Source organism: Methylobacterium trifolii (genome assembly GCF_022179685.1).
Taxonomy (GTDB): domain Bacteria; phylum Pseudomonadota; class Alphaproteobacteria; order Rhizobiales; family Beijerinckiaceae; genus Methylobacterium; species Methylobacterium trifolii.
Genome location: NZ_BPRB01000244.1, coordinates 1 through 19,086, shown reverse-complemented (window position 1 = coordinate 19,086; position 19,086 = coordinate 1). Strand labels below are relative to the sequence as shown.

Annotated in this window: 18 protein-coding genes; 7 read left to right on the top strand and 11 right to left on the bottom strand. The window is 71.4% G+C overall.

From position 1 onward, the window contains the following. On the bottom strand, window positions 1-841 hold an 841-nt coding region (locus COGEMETH_RS19970), incomplete at its 3' end, for a GAF domain-containing protein (protein ID WP_238184351.1). 103 nt (window positions 842-944) lie between these two features. Further along, on the bottom strand, window positions 945-2,180 hold the full coding sequence (locus tag COGEMETH_RS19965) for an aspartate kinase (RefSeq protein WP_238184350.1): 1,236 nt from the start codon (window positions 2,178-2,180) through the stop codon (window positions 945-947). 201 nt (window positions 2,181-2,381) lie between these two features. Here COGEMETH_RS19965 and ubiG point away from each other — a divergent pair, with 201 nt between their 5' ends. The 3 genes from ubiG (at window position 2,382) to COGEMETH_RS19950 (ending at window position 4,726) form a co-directional block, all read left to right on the top strand. Next, the gene (gene ubiG, locus COGEMETH_RS19960; protein WP_238184349.1) at window positions 2,382-3,179 is read left to right on the top strand and encodes a bifunctional 2-polyprenyl-6-hydroxyphenol methylase/3-demethylubiquinol 3-O-methyltransferase UbiG; all 798 of its coding nucleotides are present in this window, start codon (window positions 2,382-2,384) and stop codon (window positions 3,177-3,179) included. A gap of 170 nt (window positions 3,180-3,349) precedes the next feature. Then, window positions 3,350-3,631 (top strand): HdeA/HdeB family chaperone, encoded by a 282-nt coding sequence (locus COGEMETH_RS19955; protein WP_238184348.1) that lies wholly within the window; start codon window positions 3,350-3,352, stop codon window positions 3,629-3,631. Between the two features lie 120 nt (window positions 3,632-3,751). Beyond that, window positions 3,752-4,726, top strand: coding sequence for an NADPH:quinone oxidoreductase family protein (locus COGEMETH_RS19950; RefSeq protein ID WP_238184347.1), 975 nt, complete (start codon window positions 3,752-3,754; stop codon window positions 4,724-4,726). Window positions 4,727-4,733: 7 nt separating this feature from the next. Here the strand turns inward: COGEMETH_RS19950 and COGEMETH_RS19945 are convergent, their stop codons facing one another. The 4 genes from COGEMETH_RS19945 to msrQ all read right to left on the bottom strand — a co-directional run bounded on the left by COGEMETH_RS19945 (window position 4,734) and on the right by msrQ (window position 7,735). Further along, window positions 4,734-5,747, bottom strand: coding sequence for an adenosine kinase (locus tag COGEMETH_RS19945; protein ID WP_238184346.1), 1,014 nt, complete (start codon window positions 5,745-5,747; stop codon window positions 4,734-4,736). A 69-nt stretch (window positions 5,748-5,816) separates the two neighbouring features. Further along, window positions 5,817-6,371 carry a Uma2 family endonuclease gene (locus COGEMETH_RS19940; RefSeq protein ID WP_238184345.1) on the bottom strand — a complete coding sequence of 185 codons (555 nt, stop codon included), beginning with the start codon at window positions 6,369-6,371 and terminating at the stop codon, window positions 5,817-5,819. Between the two features lie 52 nt (window positions 6,372-6,423). Further along, window positions 6,424-6,735 (bottom strand): hypothetical protein, encoded by a 312-nt coding sequence (locus tag COGEMETH_RS19935; protein ID WP_238184344.1) that lies wholly within the window; start codon window positions 6,733-6,735, stop codon window positions 6,424-6,426. 94 nt (window positions 6,736-6,829) lie between these two features. Continuing rightward, on the bottom strand, window positions 6,830-7,735 hold the full coding sequence (gene msrQ, locus COGEMETH_RS19930) for a protein-methionine-sulfoxide reductase heme-binding subunit MsrQ (RefSeq protein WP_238184343.1): 906 nt from the start codon (window positions 7,733-7,735) through the stop codon (window positions 6,830-6,832). A gap of 193 nt (window positions 7,736-7,928) precedes the next feature. Between msrQ and COGEMETH_RS19925 the strand changes: the two genes are divergently transcribed. Together COGEMETH_RS19925 and COGEMETH_RS19920 are read left to right on the top strand one after the other, a co-directional pair. Beyond that, window positions 7,929-8,948 carry an aldo/keto reductase gene (locus COGEMETH_RS19925; RefSeq protein ID WP_238184342.1) on the top strand — a complete coding sequence of 340 codons (1,020 nt, stop codon included), beginning with the start codon at window positions 7,929-7,931 and terminating at the stop codon, window positions 8,946-8,948. A 3-nt stretch (window positions 8,949-8,951) separates the two neighbouring features. Beyond that, on the top strand, window positions 8,952-9,872 hold the full coding sequence (locus tag COGEMETH_RS19920; RefSeq protein WP_238184353.1) for a LysR family transcriptional regulator: 921 nt from the start codon (window positions 8,952-8,954) through the stop codon (window positions 9,870-9,872). A gap of 26 nt (window positions 9,873-9,898) precedes the next feature. Here the strand turns inward: COGEMETH_RS19920 and COGEMETH_RS19915 are convergent, their stop codons facing one another. Beyond that, the gene (locus COGEMETH_RS19915) at window positions 9,899-12,571 is read right to left on the bottom strand and encodes an MGH1-like glycoside hydrolase domain-containing protein (RefSeq protein WP_238184341.1); all 2,673 of its coding nucleotides are present in this window, start codon (window positions 12,569-12,571) and stop codon (window positions 9,899-9,901) included. A gap of 253 nt (window positions 12,572-12,824) precedes the next feature. Here COGEMETH_RS19915 and COGEMETH_RS25735 point away from each other — a divergent pair, with 253 nt between their 5' ends. Further along, window positions 12,825-12,986, top strand: coding sequence for a hypothetical protein (locus tag COGEMETH_RS25735; RefSeq protein ID WP_306421769.1), 162 nt, complete (start codon window positions 12,825-12,827; stop codon window positions 12,984-12,986). Between the two features lie 24 nt (window positions 12,987-13,010). Then, window positions 13,011-13,685 carry a 2-keto-4-pentenoate hydratase gene (locus tag COGEMETH_RS19910; RefSeq protein ID WP_306421768.1) on the top strand — a complete coding sequence of 225 codons (675 nt, stop codon included), beginning with the start codon at window positions 13,011-13,013 and terminating at the stop codon, window positions 13,683-13,685. Here COGEMETH_RS19910 and COGEMETH_RS19905 read toward each other — a convergent pair. The 4 genes from COGEMETH_RS19905 to COGEMETH_RS19890 form a co-directional block, all read right to left on the bottom strand. Next, window positions 13,675-14,997 (bottom strand): nucleotide sugar dehydrogenase, encoded by a 1,323-nt coding sequence (locus COGEMETH_RS19905; RefSeq protein WP_238184340.1) that lies wholly within the window; start codon window positions 14,995-14,997, stop codon window positions 13,675-13,677. The two genes, COGEMETH_RS19910 and COGEMETH_RS19905, sit on opposite strands and share 11 nt — an antisense overlap. A gap of 11 nt (window positions 14,998-15,008) precedes the next feature. Then, the gene (locus COGEMETH_RS19900) at window positions 15,009-16,154 is read right to left on the bottom strand and encodes an ABC transporter permease (protein WP_373875404.1); all 1,146 of its coding nucleotides are present in this window, start codon (window positions 16,152-16,154) and stop codon (window positions 15,009-15,011) included. Further along, the gene (locus tag COGEMETH_RS19895) at window positions 16,154-17,170 is read right to left on the bottom strand and encodes an ABC transporter permease (protein ID WP_238184339.1); all 1,017 of its coding nucleotides are present in this window, start codon (window positions 17,168-17,170) and stop codon (window positions 16,154-16,156) included. The genes COGEMETH_RS19900 and COGEMETH_RS19895 overlap by 1 nt, the downstream gene beginning before the upstream one ends. Beyond that, window positions 17,167-19,086, bottom strand: a 1,920-nt coding sequence (locus COGEMETH_RS19890) for an ABC transporter substrate-binding protein (protein ID WP_238184338.1), incomplete at its 5' end; no start/stop codon positions are given. The genes COGEMETH_RS19895 and COGEMETH_RS19890, both read right to left, overlap by 4 nt.

Sequence of the window (19,086 nt, the reverse complement as noted above, 5' to 3'; positions counted from 1 at the left end):
GGCGGATGCGGGAGGCCGTGGTCTCCGGGCTGACGGCCTCCCGCATCCGCCGCAGCCAGCCCTTGTCGTGGGCGAACATGCGGACCGTCTCCAGCACCTCGCGCGACTCGCTGGTGCCGATCTTGTCGCCCCGCTCCACCAGGTCGTCGATGGCCGAGCGCACGTGCTCGATGGCCGCCTCCAGCCGCTCGACCTCGCTCCCGACGTCCTCGGCGATGAGACGCTTCACCTTGATGCGCGGCTCGTGCAGCACGACGTGGCCGAGGCCGATGCCGTCGGCCAGCGCCACGCCGCGGGCGCTGACCGGGCGGCGGGCGGCGGTGCCGGCATCCGGGGCGAGGCCCTGGAGCTCGCCCGAGGCGATCATCTCCGCGAGCACCATCGCGGTGGTCTGGAGGGCCTCGATCTCCTCCTCGGAATAGACCCGGTAGGTCATGTTCTGGACGGTGAGGACGCCCAGCGTGTTGCCGGCCCGCAGAAGGGGCACGCCGAGGAAGGCGTGGAAGGCGTCCTCCCCCGTCTCCGGCCGGTAGGAGAAGGCCGGGTGGGTCTGGGCGTCGGACAGCGAGAGCGGCTCGGCCGTCTGCGCGATCAGGCCGACGAGGCCCTCGTCGGCGCGCATGCGCGTGAGGTGGACCGCCTCGCGGTTGAGGCCTTCGGTCGCGAACAGTTCGAGGGTGTTGTCGTCGCGCAGGACGTAGACCGAGCAGACCTCGGCGACGACGTTGGAGGCGATCAGGACGACGATACGGTCGAGGCGCGCCTGGGCGCTGACCGGCTCCGCCATCGCTTCGCGGAGGCGGCGCAGCAGCAGGCGCGGGCCTCCGGGCGCAGCAGGCATCGTCTGGTCAATCCACGTCGGTGGCCGGTCGGCGTGCCAGCCCTGCAACCTTGGCGCCAGAAGCGTCGGCGCCAGGCGGACCCGGACCGCCGCCCGTCGAGGTTCAGGCCTGATCGAGGCCGTATAGCGAGTGGAGCGTGCGAACGGCAAGCTCCGTGTAGGCCGCGTCGATCAGGACGGAGAACTTGATCTCGGACGTGGTGATCGCCCGGATGTTGATGCCCTTCTGCGCCAGCGCCCGGAACGCCTTGGCTGCCACGCCCGCGTGGCTGCGCATGCCGACGCCGATGGCGGAGACCTTCACCACGTCGCTGGCGCCCTCGATCTGGGCGTAGCCGATGGTCTCGCGCTGCTGGTCGAGGACGGTGCGCGCCCGGTCGTAGTCGGCGCCGGGGACGGTGAAGGTCATGTCGGTGGTGGACTGGTCGCCCGACACCGTCTGGATGATCATGTCCACGTTGATGTTGGCGTCCGCCAGCGGCCCGAAGATGGCCGCGGCCACGCCCGGGCTGTCCTTGACGCGGCGCAGGGTGATCTGCGCCTCGTCCTTGGAGAACGCGATCCCGGTGATGATCTGCTGTTCCACGATGTCGTCCTCGTCGCAGATGAGGGTGCCGGGCCGCGCGGCCTCCGGCGGATCGAAGGAGGAGCGCACGGTGGTGGGCACCCGGTGCACCATGGCGAGCTCGACCGAGCGGACCTGGAGCACCTTGGCGCCGAGCGAGGCCATCTCCAGCATCTCCTCGAAGGTCACGCGCTCCATGCGCCGAGCCTTGGGCACCACGCGGGGATCGGTGGTGTAGACCCCGTCCACGTCCGTGTAGATGTCGCAGCGCTCCGCGCCGATGGCGGCCGCGACCGCGACCGCGCTGGTGTCGGAGCCCCCGCGGCCCAGGGTGGTGAGCCGGCCGGTCTCGGCGTGGATGCCCTGGAAGCCGGAGACGACCGCGACCTCGCCGCGGGCGAAACCCGCATCGAGGTTCTTGGGGTCGATGTCCGCGATGCGGGCGGAGCCGTGCACGTCGGAGGTGAGGATCGGGATCTGCCAGCCCTGCCAGGAGCGGGCCTTGATGCCGGCCTTGCGCAGGGCGATGGCCAGCAGCCCCGCGGTGACCTGCTCGCCGGAGGCGACCACGGCGTCGTACTCGGCCGCGTCGTAGAGGGCATCGGCGTCCTTGACCCAGGCCACCAGCTCGTTGGTCTTGCCCGACATCGCCGAGACCACCACCGCGACATCGTAGCCGGCCGCGACTTCGCGGGCGACGTGGGCGGCCACGTTGCGGATGCGCTCGACGTTGGCGACGGAGGTGCCGCCGAATTTCATCACCAGACGGGGCATGTCGCGTCCGCGTTCTTTGGCCGTCTCCGACCCGTCGGTCAGCGGATCGGGGCCGGCGGGGGATGGCCGGCCGACCCTCGGCCGGCCGCTGTACCGCAGCGGCGTCCGGCGGGTACAAGGGGGGTGGAGGGCTGTCAACATTCGGCCAGGCCTTCCGGGGGCCGGGACGAGCCCGGCGAGAAGGCGTGCGAGACGACCTGCATGAGCATCGACGACATCGCCGTCACGGGCAGGGACACGGGCAGGCACACCGGGACCGGGAGCGGAGCCGGCTCCGTCGACCGCGGGGAGGTCGCGCGCTTCGACGCCCTGGCGGCGACGTGGTGGGACGAGGCCGGGCCCATGCGCGTGCTGCATCGCTTCAATCCGGTGCGCCTCGCCTACATCCGCGACACGGCCTGCCGGCATTTCGGGCGCGATCCCGCGCGGCCCTTCGCCCTGGAGGGTTTGAGCGTCTGCGACGTGGGCTGCGGCGGCGGCGTGCTGTCCGAGCCCCTGGCGCGGCTCGGCGCCACCGTCACGGGCCTCGACCCAGCGGCCCGGAACATCGCCGTGGCCAAGGCCCATGCCGAGGCCGAGGGCGTGCCCGTCGACTACCGCTGCGAGACGATCGAATCCGTGGTCGCGGCCGGCGGCCGGTTCGACGTGGTGCTGATCATGGAGGTGATCGAGCACGTGGCCGACATGCCGGCCTTCGTGGCGACCGCCTGCGCGGCGGTGAAGCCCGGCGGCCTGCTGTTCGCCGCCACCATCAACCGGACCCTGCGCTCCTTCGCGCTCGCCATCGTCGGCGCCGAATACGTGCTGGGCTGGCTGCCGAAGGGTACCCACGACTGGGAGAAGTTCGTGACGCCCGACGAGTTGCGCCGGGCGATCGAGGCCGGCGGGCCCCGCGTCACCGACACGACGGGCGTCGTCTACAACCCGCTCAGTGACGGCTGGCGTCCGAGCCGGGACACGGCCGTCAACTACATGGTCGCGGCCGAGCGGTCGGCCTGAGGCAGGTATCCGACTGCATTCACGTTCTCGAATGCTTCGGCGTGAATGAAAAGACGGATATTGCGCGGATCGTCCGGGCGTGGAAGACAATCCGTCGCGGTCGTCCGAACCCGAATGCTGTCCGGAATCGCCCGGATGCGCACGGGACGGCACATTCGCGGGAGGTCCCTATGAAGCGCCTGATCGTCGTCTGCGTCCTCTGCCTCGCGTCCCCGGCCCTCGCGGAGCGGATCGACTTCTCCACGACGAAGTGCAAGCAGTTCCTCGCCAGCGACAAGCAGGAGATCGCCACGACGCTCGCCTGGCTCGACGCCTACTACAAGGCCGAGAACGATCCGCCGATCCTCGACACGGACAAGCTCGTGACCAACGCCAAGACCCTGGCCGAATACTGCTCGGCCAACCCCGAGATCGGCCTGATCACGGCCACCGACAAGCTGTTCGGCAAGTAGGCTTTTTCCCCCGGCCCCGCCTCGGCCCGGAGTATCGGATCGAGGCGGGGCCGGATTCCACGGTGCGGCCGGTGCGTCTATGCTCGCCTCCGATCGGGGCAAGACGCCGGAAGGACACGGATGAGAGCGTTGCTGTGCACACGGCTGGGCAAGCCTGAGGATCTGGCGATCGAGACCCTGCCCGATCCCGAACCCGGCCCCGGCGAGGCGCTGGTCCGGGTGCACGTGGCGGCGCTGAACTTCTTCGACACCCTGATCATCGCCGGCCGCTACCAGGTGAAGCCGGACCTGCCGTTCTCGCCCGGGGGCGAGGCCTGCGGCACGGTGGAGAGGCTCGGCCCCGGCGCGCAAGGGGTCTCGGTCGGCGATCGGGTCAGCGTGCACGCCAAGTACGGCACCTGCCGCGAGCGCATCGTGGTGGGCGCCGGCCAGCTCACGCCCGTGCCGGACGGCGTTTCCGACGAACAGGCGGCGGGGCTCACCATCACCTACGGCACCTCGCTCCATGCCCTGCGCAACCGCGCGCAGGTGCGGCCCGGCGAGTGGCTCGCGGTGCTCGGCGCCTCCGGGGGCGTCGGGCTGGCGGCCGTCGAACTCGGCGCCTTGCTCGGCGCGCGGGTGATCGCCTGCGCCTCCTCGGAGGACAAGCTCACCGTGGCGCGGGCGCATGGGGCGGAGGCCGGCCTGGTCTACGACCCCAAGACCCTGCGCGACGACCTGCGCCGGATGACAGATGGGGCCGGGGTCGACGTGGTCTACGATGCGGTCGGCGGCGACTTCGCCGAGCCCGCCCTGCGGGCGCTGGCGTGGCGGGGGCGCTACCTCGTCGTGGGCTTTGCCGCCGGCGAGATCCCGCGCCTGCCCCTCAACCTGATGCTGCTGAAGGAACTCGACGTGCAGGGCGTCCACTGGGGCGCCTTCCTCGACCGTGAGCCCGAGACCCATCAGGAAAACCAGCGGCAACTGCTCGCCTGGGTCGCCGAAGGGCGCCTGACCGCGAAGGTCCACGGCACCTATCCGCTCGACGATTACGAGCAGGCGATGGGGCTGCTCACCCGCCGGGAGGCGGTGGGCAAGGTGCTGCTGCGGCCGTGAGGCCCTTTCAGATCAGCCCGCGCTCCTTGGCCATCGCCACCAGATCGTGCTGCGGCCTTGCGCCGATATGGCCGATCACCTCGGCGGCGGCCAGCGCCCCGAGGCGGGCGCAGGTGACGTGGTCGAGGCCGCGCGCATGGCCGGCGAGGAAGCCCGCCGCGAACAGGTCTCCGGCGCCGGTGGTGTCCACGACCTCCGCGACCGGGGCGGCCTCGACGGCGCGGATCTCGCCGCCCTTGACCACCATCGCGCCCGCGGCCGAGCGGGTGACGAGGCCGAGCAGGTGCATGCCGCGGCCGTTGCGCTCGTCGCGCAGCGCGCCCAAGGCCGCGTCCGGGTCGTCGGTCTCGTACAGGCTCTGCAGCTCGCCGATGTTGGCAAACAGGATGTCGATGCTGCCGTCGCGGATCAGGCTGAGGAACTCTTCCCGGTAGCGCCCGACGCAGAAGGCGTCCGAGAGCGTCAGCGCCACGGCGTTGCCCGCCCCGTGGGCGATCTTGACCGCCTTGCGGAAGGCGTCCTTGGCGGCCGGCGGGTCCCAGAGATAGCCTTCGAGGTAGACCACGCGGGCGCTCTCGACGGTCTTCTCGTCCACGTCGGCCGGGGCCAGCCCCTGGCAGGCGCCGAGATAGGTGTTCATCGTGCGCTCGCCGTCCGGCGTCACCAGGATGAAGCAGCGGGCGGTGGCCGGCCCTTCCTGGGCGGCGGCCACGCCGAACTGCACGCCGGTGGCCTTGAGGTCGTGGGCGAACAGGCCGCCGAGCTCGTCGTTGCGGACCTTGCCGATGAAGCCGGTCCTGGCACCCAGGGTCGCCGCCCCCACCGCCGTGTTGGCCCCCGAGCCGCCGGAGACGATGGTCGCCGGCCCCATCGCCGAGAACAGGGCCTCGGCGCGGGGCTCGTCGATCAAGGCCATCGCCCCCTTGGGCACGCCCTGGGCCGCGAGGAAGTCCTCGTCCGTGCGGGCGATCAGGTCGACGATGGCGTTGCCGAGCACGAGGAGGTCGAGGGGAGCGGTCATCCGGGCATCCTGGTTCGGGCGTTTCCGGCCTGTCGCATCGGTGCCCGCAAGGGTCAAGCCGGACCGGTTTTACGTGTCCTCGAACAGGTCGGCCACGGCGATCGCGAGGCCCGGCGGCGTCAGGTCGAGCACGCCGTCGGCGGCGATCCGGGTCTCGATCAGGCCGGCCTCGCCGCGCCGATGATGGATCACCCGGTGCCTGACGGGATCGACGATCAGGTAATGCGCCACGCTCGGCAACTGGACGTAGCCGATGAGCTTGGCGCCGCTGTCGACGGCCTTCGTGCTGGGCGACAACACTTCCACGACGATGACGGGGTTTTGGATCTCGATGGCATCGGGATCGACGGGGTCGCCGCAATAAACGAGGGCGTCCGGCTCGAAGGCCGTCGTCCGGTCGATCCGGACCGTCAGGCCGTTTGGAAGCATGTGGCAGGGCAGGCCGTCGCGGCGGATCGCGGAGCGGAGGGCGACGTGGACGGAGAATCGCGTCTCCGCCTGTCGCACCCGCTGGGGCGACCGGGTGAACACGTCCCCGTCGTAGAGTTCGTGGCGGCCGGGCCGATCCTCGGCCCAGACCAGGAACTCGTCGACGGTCATCCTGAGTTTCGGCGTCGCGGTCATGGGCGAAATCCAGCAGGCTCCATCTGCCGGGAACAGGCGGGCGCAGCGCCTCCTATTGCAGCGCCTTCACCTCGCACTGGGCGTAGTCGGCGCTGCCCTTCACGTAGGCGTTGAGCGTCTGCACGTAGGCGTCGGCCAGGGGCCGGAAGGCCTGGATCTGCGCGTTGTAGGCCTTGATCGCGTCGTTGTAGCTGTAGCCCTCCCAGCCGGGGCAGCCGCCCTTGGCGTCGAGGCAGGCGGGCTTTGCGGGCAGCGCCGGCCTCGAAGGCCGTCCCTCCGCCGACGGCGGCACGGGGGGCGTGCAGGCCGCGGTCGCCGGCAGCGGCGCCAGCAGGCCCGCGAGGACGAGGAGCGTTGCACGCATCGGCCGGGTATTCCCTGGTTCGCGGCCCGTCGCGGGGGCCGCGGCGGGACTTCTGCGGCATAGCCCGTGCCCGGACAAGGTCGCCCCTTGGCCGCTACTCGGCCGCCGCGACCCGGCCGGGAGCCGCCCGGCGCAGGGAAGCGGCCCGGCCGCGGGTCTCGCCCGGGCCGCGGATCAGGTTGGCGAGCGGCAGGGCGAGGCCGATGCCGAGCACCCACCAGGCCGGCCGGACCACGCCCGAAAAATCGAGGTTGGCGCCGAGCACGAGGTCGGCCGGGATGCCGCTCTTGCCCCAGTACCAGGCGGCCTCCAGCAGGGCGGTCAAGGCGCCCGCACTCAGCGCGAGGAGCAGCAGCGACCAGGGCCGCGTCGGCGCGCGCAGGCGCTGCATCAGGCGCCAGCCCATCAGCAGCAGTAACAGGCCGGTCCAGAACACCGGGTCGGACACGTCGATCTTCGATTGCAGGAAGTAGTGGACGAGGCCCAGCACCGCGATGGCGTAGACGATGCGGTGCAGGCGGTTCCAGGCCGGGCCCATCCGGCGGATGGCCGCGTCCGTGGAGGTGAGCCCCAGCGCGATCAGGCCCAGCAGCGCGACGAAGCCGATGGTCAGGTAGAACCGCAGGGCGATCTCGGAGGCGACCTTGGTCAGTACGAAGTTCTGGTCGACCACGTAGAGGGAGAGGTGCGCCAGCGCGTAGGCCAGGGCGGTCAGCCCGAGCATCCGCCGCAGGCCGATCAGCTTGGGCCAGTTCGCGATGCGCCGCAGCGGCGTCACCGCCAGCGAGGCCAGCAGGAACCGCACCGTCAACTCGCCGGTGTTGTGGATCAGCGCCGTTATCGGCTTCGGGCCGAGGGCGTCGAAGGCATAGGCGTAGGCGAGGTACAGGCCCGGCGTCACGGCGAACAGGAAGGCGACGAGCTTGAGGGCCGAGAGGCGCCCGGCGCGGTCGAGCCAGGGCAGGGGCAAGGTGCGGGCGGGCACGGTACGAGCGGACATGGGCACGGTGGGTTTCGGGCGTTCAGGGGAATTTGGAGACGGCGTGCGGCGGAAGCGCGGCGCCGGTCCGGGGACGTTTCGCCGCGGTGCCGGCCCAGGTTACAGGCACCCGCGCTCCCGGCGCCGGATCGGTTGACCTGGGCGTCGCGGCGCCAAGATAGCCGTTGAGACAACCCGACGCAGGCATCAATCCATGCAGTACCGCACCCTCGGCCGCTCCGGCCTCAAGGTCTCGCCGATCTGCCTCGGCACGATGATGTTCGGCGGCCCCACCGACGAGGCCACGGCAGACCGCATCGTCGGCAGCGCCCGCGAGGCCGGCATCAATTTCATCGACACGGCCGACGTCTACACGGACGGGCGCTCCGAGGAGGTCACGGGCCGCACGATCGCGGCGGACCGCCATGCCTGGGTGCTCGCCACAAAGGTCGCCAACCCGACGGGGCGTGGCCCCAACGACCGCGGCCTGTCGCGGGTGCACGTGACCAAGGCCGCCGAGGACAGCCTGCATCGCCTCGGCACCGATTTCATCGATGTCTACTACCTCCACAAGGAGGACCACGCGACGCCGCTGGGCGAGACCGTGCGGGCGATGGCCGACCTGGTCCGCCAGGGCAAGATCCGGCATTTCGGCGTCTCGAACCACCGCGCCTGGCGCATCGCCGAGATCAGCCGCCTGTGCGACGAATTCGGCATCGACCGGCCGGTGGTGAGCCAGCCCTACTACAACGCCTTCAACCGCATGCCGGAGACCGAGCACCTGCCGGCCTGCGCCCATTTCGGCCTGGGCGTCGTGCCCTACTCGCCCCTGGCCCGCGGGGTGCTGACCGGCAAGTACGATCCCGACGCCCCGCCCCCCGAGGACACCCGCGCCGGCCGGCAGGACGCGCGGATGATGCAGACCGAGTGGCGCCCGGAATCCTTGCGGATCGCGCGGACGCTCAAGGCGCATGCCGAGGAGCGCGGCATCACCGCCGGGCAGTTCGCCACCGCCTGGGTGCTGAACAACCGGCTGGTCACGGGCGTCATCGCCGGACCCCGCACGGAGGCGCAATGGGCGGAATATCTCGGCGCCCTGGATTACGCCTTCACGGCCGAGGACGAGGCCCTGGTCGACCGGTTCGTGCCCACCGGCCACCCCTCCACGCCGGGCTACAACGACCCCGCCTATCCGATCGAGGGCCGCGTGCCGCGATCCGCCCCGGGCGGCTGAGCCATTCCCCGCGCCCTGCCCGCGCCCGCGGTCCTGCACCGCCTCGACCTGAAGACCCTCCAGCTCTTCGCCGCGATCTGCGAGGCGGGCACCCTGACGGGCGCCGCCCGAGGTTCGGCCATCGCCCCCTCGGCGGTGAGCAAGCGGCTCGCGGAACTGGAGCGGGCGCTGGGCGTGCGCCTGCTCACCCGCACGGCCAAGGGCATGGCGGTGACGCCGGCGGGCGAGACGCTGCTGCACCACACCCGCCGGATGCTGGCCAGTGCCGAGCAGATCGCCCTGGAACTCGCCGAGCATGCCAAGGGCGTGCGCGGCTTCGTGCGGATGCTCGCCAACCTCTCGGCGATCGTGCAGTTCCTGCCGGAGGACCTCCAGGGCTTCCTCGCGGCCCAGGCCAGCATCCGGGTCGACCTGGAGGAGCGGCCGAGCGGGGGCGTGGTGTCGGGCGTCGAGGAGGGGGCGGCCGATCTCGGCATCTGCGCCGGCGGGACCGAGTTCCGGTCCCTGCGCACGCTGCCCTATCGCCGGGACCGCCTCGTCCTCGTCATGCGCGCCGACCATCCCCTGGCCGGCGCCGACGGGCTCGCCTTCGCCGAGACCCTCGACCACGACCATGTCGGGCTGCATGCCGCCAGCTCGATCTACGGGGCGCTGCGCACCGAGGCGCAGCGCCACGGGCGCCCCTTGAGGCTGCGCATGCACGTCCCGAGCTTCGACGGGATCTGCCGGATGGCGCAGGCCGGCATGGGCCTCGGCGTCGTGCCCGCCCGCGTCTACGACCTCTTCGGCCCCCGGATGCAGCTGACCGCCGTGCCCCTGACGGACCCGTGGGCGCAGCGCGAATTGCGGATCGTGACCCGCACCGGCCCCCTGCCGCCAGCCGCCCAGTTGCTGCTCGATCACCTGCGACCGCCGGCAGGCTGACACCTCTCCGGCCGCCCGGTCACGGCTCAGTTCGCGCGCTTGGCCCGGTGGTGGAGCAGGTTGAGGATCAGGGCCGTCCAGCCGGTCTGGTGGGAGGCTCCCAGCCCGCGGCCGGTGTCGCCGTCGAAGAACTCGTGGAAGAGCAGCGCCTCCTCGGGGTCGGTCTCGGCATGCCGGCGGGGGGCGTTCCCGAAGGCCGGCCGGCGCCCGTCCGCGTCCTTGGTGAACAGGCCGATCAGCCGCTCCTCCAGGGCGTCGGCGATGGCGTCGAGGGTCAGCGAGGTCCCGGAGCCGGTCGGGTACTCGATCAGGAAGTCGTCGCCGTAATAGGTGTGGAAGCGCCGCAGCGCCTCGACGATGAGGTAGTTCATCGGCATCCACACCGGCCCGCGCCAGTTCGAGTTGCCGCCGAACATGTTCGAGGTGGAATCGGCCGGGTCGTAGCGCACGCTGAAGGAGGCGCCGAAGGCGTCGAGGTGGAAGGGCGCGTCCTTGTGCGCCTTCGAGAGGGAGCGCACGCCGTAGGGGGAGAGGAACTCGGTCTCGTCCAGCATGCGCGTGAGCAGCGCCTTCATGCGGTGGCCGCGCAGCAGCGAGAGCAGCTTGCGGTCGCCCTCGCCGCCCTCGTTCCAGCGCGAGACGAGCTGGGCCAGGTGCGGGCGGTTCTCCAGCACCCAGTTCATGCGCCGGGCGAAGTCCGGCAGGCGCTGGAGCATCTTCGGGTCGATCACCTCGACGGCGAAGAGCGGCACCAGCCCCACCATGGAGCGCACGCGCAAAGGGAGCATCTGCCCGCCCGGCATGTCGACCTCGTCGTAGTAGAACTGGTCCTCCTCGTCCCAGAGCCCGACGCCCTCGCCGCCCATGTCGGTCATCGCCTCGGCGATGCCGAGGAAGTGCTCGAAGAACTTCGAGGCGGTGCTCTCGTAGACGTCGTTGTGCAGGGCCAGTTCGAGGGCGATGCGCATCATGTTCAGCGCGTACATCGCCATCCAGGCGGTGCCGTCCGCTTGGTGCACCACGCCGAAGCCCGGCGGCGGGCGCGAGCGGTCGAACACGCCGACGTTGTCGAGGCCGAGGAAGCCGCCCTGGAAGACGTTGCGCCCCTGCGCGTCCTTCCGGTTCACCCACCAGGTGAAGTTGATCAGGAGCTTGTGGAACACGCCTTCGAGGAAGGCGAGGTCGCCCCGGCCGCCGCGCCGGTCCCGGTCGATCTCGAACACGCGGAAGGTGGCCCAGGCGTGGACCGGCGGGTTGGTGTCGCCGAACTCCCACTCGTAGGCCGGCAGCTGCCCGTTCGGGTGCATGTACCATTCGCGGGTCAGCAGCAGCAGCTGGCCCTTGGCGAAGTCGGGATCGAGGAGGGCGAGCGGCAGGCAGTGGAAGGCGAGGTCCCAGGCCGCGAACCAGGGATATTCCCACTTGTCCGGCATCGAGAGCACGTCGGCGCTGGCGAAGTGCCGCCAGGTCGCGTTGCGGGCCTCGCGGCGCTCGGCCGGCGGGGCGGGCAGGAGCGGGTCGCCGGCAAGCCAGGTGCGCACGTCGTAGCGGTAGAGCTGCTTCGACCAGATCAGCCCGGCCGCCGCCTGCCGGAAGATGCGCTGCCGGTCCGGGCAAAGGATGCCGTCCTGGAGCATCTCGTAGAAGGCATCCGCCTCGGCGACGCGCCGCCCGGTCGCCGTGCCGTCGCCGTCGACCGCGCGGGCGCGGGTGCCGGCATGGAGCCGCAGGCGGATGGTGGCGCTGGCGCCCGCCTCAAGGCGGAACCGGTAATGCAGGCCGAGCTTCGTCCCGGAGGTCGCCGAGACGGCGGATGGGTCGCCGTCGACGATGGCCGCGTTGAGCCCGTCCTTGAACGGGCCGGCGGCATTCGGCCGGCCCCCGTGGATGCGCGGGTTCGTCTCGTTCTCGCAGAACAGCAGCTCCGGCGCCCCGTCGAAGGACAGGCGGTAGGTGCCCAGCCGCGCATGCCGGCAGGTCACGGAGCCGTCCGGGCCGGCCTCCAGCGAGGGGCGCCAGGCGACGGCGCCGTCCTTCCAGCCCCAGGTGTTGCGGAACCAGAGCTGCGGTACGAGGTGCAGGTCAGCGGCCTCCGCGCCGCGGTTCACGGCGGTCACGACCATGTGGATGTCGTCCACGTCCGCCTTGGCGTACTCGACCGTGACCGCGAAGAACCGGTCCGCGTCGAACGCGTCCGTATCCTCGATCTCGTGTTCCGGCTCGCCGCGCCCGCGCCGCCAGTTCTCCTGGAGGAGCTCGTCGTAGGGGAAGGGGCCGTGCGGGTACTTGTAGAGGAACTTGAGGTAGGCGTGGCTCGGGACCGCGTCGAGGTAGTGGTAGACCTCCTTCACGTCCTCGCCGTGGTTGCCCTCCTCGTTGGTGACGCCGTAGAGGCGCTCCTTCAGGATGCGGTCGCGCCCGTTCCAGAGGCAGAGCGACAGGTTCAAGAGGCCGTGGTCGTCGCAGAGCCCGGCGATGCCGTCCTCGCCCCAGCGATAGGCCCGCGAGCGCGCGTCCTCGTGGGTAAGCGAGCGCCAGGCGTTCCCGTCCCGGCTGTAATCCTCCCGGACCGTGCCCCATTGCCGCTCGCTCAGGTACGGACCCCAGAGCGACCACGCGCGCTCGCCCCGCGCCTGCTCGGCGATGCGGCGGCGTTCGGCCCAGCGGTCGATGGCGGGCTCGGCGGATCGCTCGGTCATCGAACGATCGCGGGGCGGGCGTTCCGGCAGCCGAGCGTTTTCCGGCAGCTCTTGGCGGCTTGGGCGCGGTGCGGTCGAACCTGCATGCGATGGGACACTCCGGCAGCCTTGAGGGCCGCCAGCATGCATCTTCAGCGCCAAGCTCCTTCAGGTCGTGCCTCCGCGCCCGTGTGACGGGGCGAAAGGGCCGATGCGGCCCATTCCCTGAACCCCGCCGCCGCCCTATCCATGGCCTGCTGATGGGAGGATGCCGATGACTGAACGGAGCCCGCGCCTGCCTGGCCTCCGCCGGAGCGACACCACGGATCTGCAGTCGCAGGCGATGGCCCGCGAAATCCTCGCCGCCTCCGATGCTCGGGCGCAGATCGCGCCACCGACCGATGCCGACCCCGCCTTCGACACGGCCAGCGCCTAGCGCGTCACGGCGGCGATCCGGGCCTTGCGGGAGGCGCGGGGCGAGCGGGTCGTCGGGCGCAAGATCGGCTTCACCAACCACCGGATGTGGGCGGAGTACGGCGTCCGCGCCCCGATCTGGGGCTACGTCTACGACACCACCCTGGGCGACCTCGACGGGGGCGGGGCGTTCGATCCGGGAGGCCTGGCGGAGCCCCGCATCGAGCCGGAGATCGTGTTCGGGCTCGCGCGGGCGCCGCGATCCGGAATGGACGAGCGGGCGCTGATGGACTGCCTCGGTTGGGTGGCGCCGGGGTTCGAGCTGGTGCAGTCGCTGTATCCTGGCTGGCGCTTCCGGGCCGCCGATACGGTCGCCGCCTTCGCCCTGCACGGGAGGCTTCTGGTGGGGGAGCGCACGGCGCTCACGCTGGAGAGCGCCGCATCCTGGCACGCGCGGCTCGCGGACTTCGCGGTGACGCTCCTGCGGGACGGGGCGGTCGCCGACCGGGGTGTGGCGGAGAACGTCCTCGGCGGCGGCCCGGTCTCGGCCCTGCGCCACCTCGTCGAGGTGCTGGCGCAGGATTCCGGGAGCCCGCCGCTGGCTGCCGGTGAGGTCGTCTCGACGGGCACCCTCACCCGCGCCCTGCCGATCGGGCCGGGGGAGCGCTGGGCCGCGGCGTTTCAGGGTCTTCCGCTGCCCGGCATCGCCCTCAGCACTTGAAGATCGTGGCGCCCGTGAACCCCGCCCGCGCGCAGGCGTTGCGGGTGTCGGCCACCAGGGGGGCGTGGGCGACGATCGCCCCGTAATCGATGCCGTCGTGGTCGGTGACGATCAGCGCCGCGTCGCAGGCTTCGAGCGCGCCCCGCGTCAGCGCCACCGAGCGCCGGCCGGTCAGGTGCGGGAAGGCGCGGGTCGGCGGGATCTCGGGGATCAGGGGATCGTGGAAGGCGACCCGCGCCCCGCGGGCCTCCAGCAGCTCGGTGAGCTTGAGGGCCGGGCTCTCGCGCATGTCGTCCACGTTGCGCTTGTAGGCGATGCCGACCATCAGGATCTCGGCCCCGTGGAGCGTCCGGCCGCGCCGCCGGTCGAGGGCGAGCGCGAGGCGGTCCACGACGTAATGCGGCATGGCCCGGTTCACCTCGCCGGCGAGTTCCACGAAGCGGGTGGCCACGTCGAATTCCCGCGCCTTCCAGGTCAGATAGAACGGGTCGATCGGGATGCAGTGGCCGCCTAAGCCCGGCCCGGGCTGGAAGGGCATGAAGCCGAAGGGCTTGGTCGCGGCCGCCTCGATCACCTCCCACACGTCGATGCCCATGGCGTCGTAGACTACCTTCAACTCGTTCACGAGGGCGATGTTGACGGCGCGGAAGATGTTCTCCGTGAGCTTGACCGCCTCCGCGGTCGCGGTGGAGGAGACGGGCACGGTCCGCGCCACGATCTGCCCGTAGAGCAGGACGGCCAGATCGCGCGCGGCGTCCCCGTCGCCGCCCACCACCTTCGGGGTGCCGGCGAGCGTATGCACGGCGTTGCCGGGGTCCTCGCGCTCGGGGGAGAAGGCGAGGAAGACATCCTGCCCGCTCCGCAGGCCCGTCGCCTCCAGGATGGGCTTCAGCACTTCGGTCGTCGTGCCGGGCCAGGTGGTCGATTCGAGCACCACGAGCTGGCCCCGGCGCAGGGTCCTGGCGATGTCGGCGGCCGTGGCGCGGACGTAGGACAGGTCGGGCTCGCGCTGCCGCGTCAGCGGGGTCGGCACGCAGATCAGGATCGCGTCGGGCTCGGCCAGCCGTGCCATGTCGCCGGTCGCCGAGAAGCGGCCCGTCGCGAGCGCCGCCCGCATCGCCTCCCCGTCGAGATGGGCGATCACCGGCTCGCCCCGGCCGATGCGCGCCACCCGCTCCGGGTTCACGTCGAAGCCGATCACGGAGAAGCCGGCGCGCAGTGCGGCGAGCGCCAGCGGCAGGCCGACATAGCCGAGGCCGACCACGCCGATGGTGGCGCGGCGCTCCTTGAACGCGCAGGCGAGGTCGTCCATGGGCGAAAGACTCAGTGGTAGGGGTCGGCCGCGTCGCGCAGGCCGTCGCCCATGAAGTTGAAGGCCAGCACCGTCACCAGCACCGGCAGCACGGGCAGGAGCAGCCAGGGATAGAGCTGGACGGCGGCGAGGTTCTGCGCCTCGTTCAGCAGCACGCCCCAGCTCGTCACCGGCGGGCGCAGGCCGAGGCCGAGGAAGGAGAGGGCGGTCTCGCCCAGGATCATCGTCGGGATCGAGAGGGTCGCCGAGGCGATGAGGTGGCTCATGAAGTTGGGGATCAGGTGGCGGGCGATCACGCGGGTGGGCGTGGCGCCCATCAGTTCGGCGGCCTGCACGAAATCCTCCTCCCGCAGGGCGAGCAGCTTGGCCCGCACGGCCCGCGCCAGCCCCGGCCAGTCGAGCAGCCCGAGGATGATCGTGATGCCGAAGAACACCCAGAGCGGGCTCCAGTTCGGGGGGAGCGCCGCCGAGAGCGCGAGCCAGAGGGGGAGTTCGGGCAACGAGCGCACCACCTCGATCAGCCGCTGTACGGCCGCGTCCACGATCCCGCCGAAATAGCCGGCGATGCCGCCGAACAGCAGCCCGAGGGCGAAGGAGATCGCCACGCCGACGAGGCCGATGACCAGGGAGATGCGGGCGCCGTAGATCATGCGCGAGAGGATGTCGCGGCCGAGCCGGTCGGTGCCGAGCAGGAACAGGGTGCCGCCCTCCGGCGGGCAGACGAGGTGCAGGTCGGCCTGGACCAGGCCGAGATAGGCGTAGCCGTCGCCCCGGCAGAGGAAGCGCAGGGGCTGGGGGGCGGAAGCGTCGGTGTCGTAGTCGCGCCGGAAGGTCTCGAGGTCGAGATGGGCCTTGTAGGGATAGACGAAGGGCCCGACGAACCGGCCCTCGTGGAACAGGTGCAGCCCCTGCGGCGGCGCATACAGGAAGTCGCCGTCGCGCCGGGCCTGCCCGTAGGGGGCGAGCCACTCCACGAAGGGCACCGCGGCGTAGAGGGCGAGCAGCACCAGGGCCGAGGCCACGGCCATGCGGTGCCGCAGGAATTTTCGGAAGATCAGCCGCCACGCCGAGGCCGAGCCGCCGGCGGTCTCGCGGGCGGCCCCCGGATCGAAGGGCGCCGGGTCGACGAAGTGGTTCGGGTCCGGCACGGCGCCCATCAGCGTGCGCCGAGGCGGATGCGCGGGTCGAGCCAGACCAGCACGAGGTCCGAGATCAGCATGCCGACCAGCGTCAGAGCGGCCACGAACATCAGGATGAAGCCGGCCATGAACTGGTCCTGGCTGCGCAGGGCATCGAGCAGCAGGGGGCCGACGGTGGGCAGGCTGAGCACCAGGGAGACCAGCACCGAGCCCGAGACGAGGTGGGGCAGCAGGTTGCCGATGTCGGCCACGAACGGGTTCAGGGACATCCGGAACGGGTATTTCAGCAGCGCCCGCAAGGGGGGCAGGCCCTTGGCGCGGGCCGTGACGGTGTAGGGCTTGGCCAACTCGTCCAGGAGGTTGGCCCGCATCCGCCGGATCATCGCCGCAGTGCCGCCCAGCCCGATCACCAGGGTCGGCACGACGAGATGCGCCAGCAGCGAGCGGAGCTTCCCCCAGTCCCAGGGCTTGCCGGTATAGGCGGCGTCGTACAGGCCGCCGATGGAGAGGCCGAACCAGCGGTTGGCGTAGAACAGCAGGATCAACGCCAGCAGGAAGCCCGGCACGGCCAAGCCCACATAGCCCAGCACCGTCACCACCGCGTCGCCGAGCGAGTGCCGGTGGGTGGCCGAGTAGATCGCGATGGGGATCGCCACCACGTGCACGAACACGAGGGCCGCGACGTTGACGACCAGCGTCAGCCAGAGGGCGTCGCCCGCCACCTCGGAGACGGGCCGGTCGTACTCGAAGGACCAGCCCCAGTCGCCCTGGAGCAGGCCGGAGAAGCCGGCCGGCCCCGGCATCAGGCCGACCCACATCAGGTATTGTTCGACCACCGGCCGGTCGAGGCCGTATTGCCGGATCAGGAGTTCGGCCTTGGCCACCGAGGCCGCCTCGCCGCCCGCGCGCAGTTCGGCGATGCGGTTGGTGAGGAAGTCACCCGGCGGCAGCTTGATCACCAGGAAGACCAGGGCCGAGATCACCAGGAGCGTCAGCCCCATGGTGAGCAGGCGCCGCAGGACGAGGGCGATCATGGCAGCCCGGCCCGAGGCCCGGAGGGCTTGTCCCAAAAGACCTCGTCCAGGCGCTGCACGCCGATCAGCGCGGTCGGCTCCCAGGAATAGAGGGCGCGGTCGGGCAGGTTGGCGAGGCGGTCGGCCACCACCACCGGCTGGAGGGCGCCGGCCACGGTGCCGATCACCCACTGATTCCGGGCGTGGTTTGCCAGCATCTCGCGCCAGATCGCGCCTTGCGCCTGCGGGTCGTCGGTCTCGCGCCAGGCCCGGTCGAGGTCGAGCAGGCGATGCACCTCGGGCAGGTCGCAGGCCTCGCCGCTGGTTCCGTGCGTCTCCGTGTGGAGGCTCCAGCGCGGCCAGGAATAATGGTCGGCCTGGGCCGGGCTGAGTTCCGTCGGCGGCATGATCGCGGTTGGCACCGCGAGGTCGAGCCCTTGGGCGGCCACCATCACCGTCATCCCGGCCACCGAGCGGCGGCGCAGGTTCGTCCGCTCCTGCGGCTTGACCACGAGGCGGATGCCGGCCTCCCGCCAGAACTCGGTGATGAGGAGCAGCCCGTCGAGGACGAGGGCCGCCTCGCCGTCGCTCTCCACCACGATCTCCAGGGGGCGCCCGTCCGGCATCAGGCGGCTGCCCGCGGCGTCGCGCCGGCCAAGCCCCGCCGCGTCGAGGAGGCGCCCGGCTTCCATCGGGTCGTAGCCCGCGTTGAGGGTGCGCAGCTCGGGCGCGTACAGGGGGCTCTCGGGGATGATGGTGTCGTTGCCCTCGGTGCCGAGGCCGAAGAGCAGGGTGTTGTTGAGCGTGCGCCGGTCGATCGACAGCGACAGGGCCCGGCGGTAGCGCGGATCGCGGTTGAGCGCCCGCCAGCCGGGGTCCAGGGTCGTCAGATTCGGATAGAGGGCGATCTCGGAGCCGCGGGCCACGGGCCAGAGGTGGGTGCGGTAGCCGTGCGCCCGCTCGCCCTCGCGCAGGCTCGGGATGTCGGCCATCGAGAGGCCGCGGAACATCAGGTCGGCCTCGCCCGCGTTGCTCTTGGCGCTCATCAGGCCCGTGGAGCCCACGTCCATGACGATGCGATCGAGGTAGGGCAGTTGCGTGCCGGCGGAATCGACCCGGTGATAATGGGGGTTGCGCTCGAAGACGAAGCGGGTGGCAGGCGCACGGGTGCGCGGCCGCCAGCCCTGGAGGGTGGGGCAATCCGGGTTGTTCAGCTCGTAATTGTCGTCCAGCCGGTTGTGGAGCGCCGTCCAGCCCCGCAGCCTCTCGGCCTTGGCCGCCGCCTCGGCCGCCTCCCTGCCGACGTAGCGCGGGTGGAACGGCTTCAGGTAGTGGGCCGGGCGGTAGATCAGCGGGTCGCGGGGGGCGGCCAGCGCCGGCAGGAAGCGCGGGTTCGGCCTGTCCCATTCGTAGCGGATCGTGACCGCGTCGGGGAAGGTCACCGTGGGCGGCCGGCCCTCCACCAGGAAGAAGTCGGGCGGCCCGCCGGGGCTCAGCTCCTTCTCGTTGGCCACGTCCTCCCAGTAGTAGCGAAAGTCCTCCGCGGTGAAGGGCTGTCCGTCCGACCAGCGGTGGCCCCTGCGCAGCGTCAGGGTGAAGCGCCCGCCCTCGACCGCGACCCCCTCCAGCACGTCGGGGCGTAAGGCAAGGTCCGCGTCGTAGCCGACGAGGCGGGTGTAGCCGTAGACCGAGAGGTAGCGCACGTCCCGCGCCTTCGCGATCAGGGTGCGGATGCTGCCGCCGGCCGTGCCGAGCCTGCGGCCGCGGGCGGGCAGGTCGACCAGGAGGGGCGTATCGGGGAGGTTTTGGGCGGTCTTCGCGGCGTCTTCGGCCCTGGCCTGGCGCAGGCCGAGGGACGCCGTCAGGCCCGCGAGGACGGTGCGGCGGGAGAGGGGGGATGCTTCCCTCCCCCCTCTGTGGGGGAGGGTGGCCCGCGA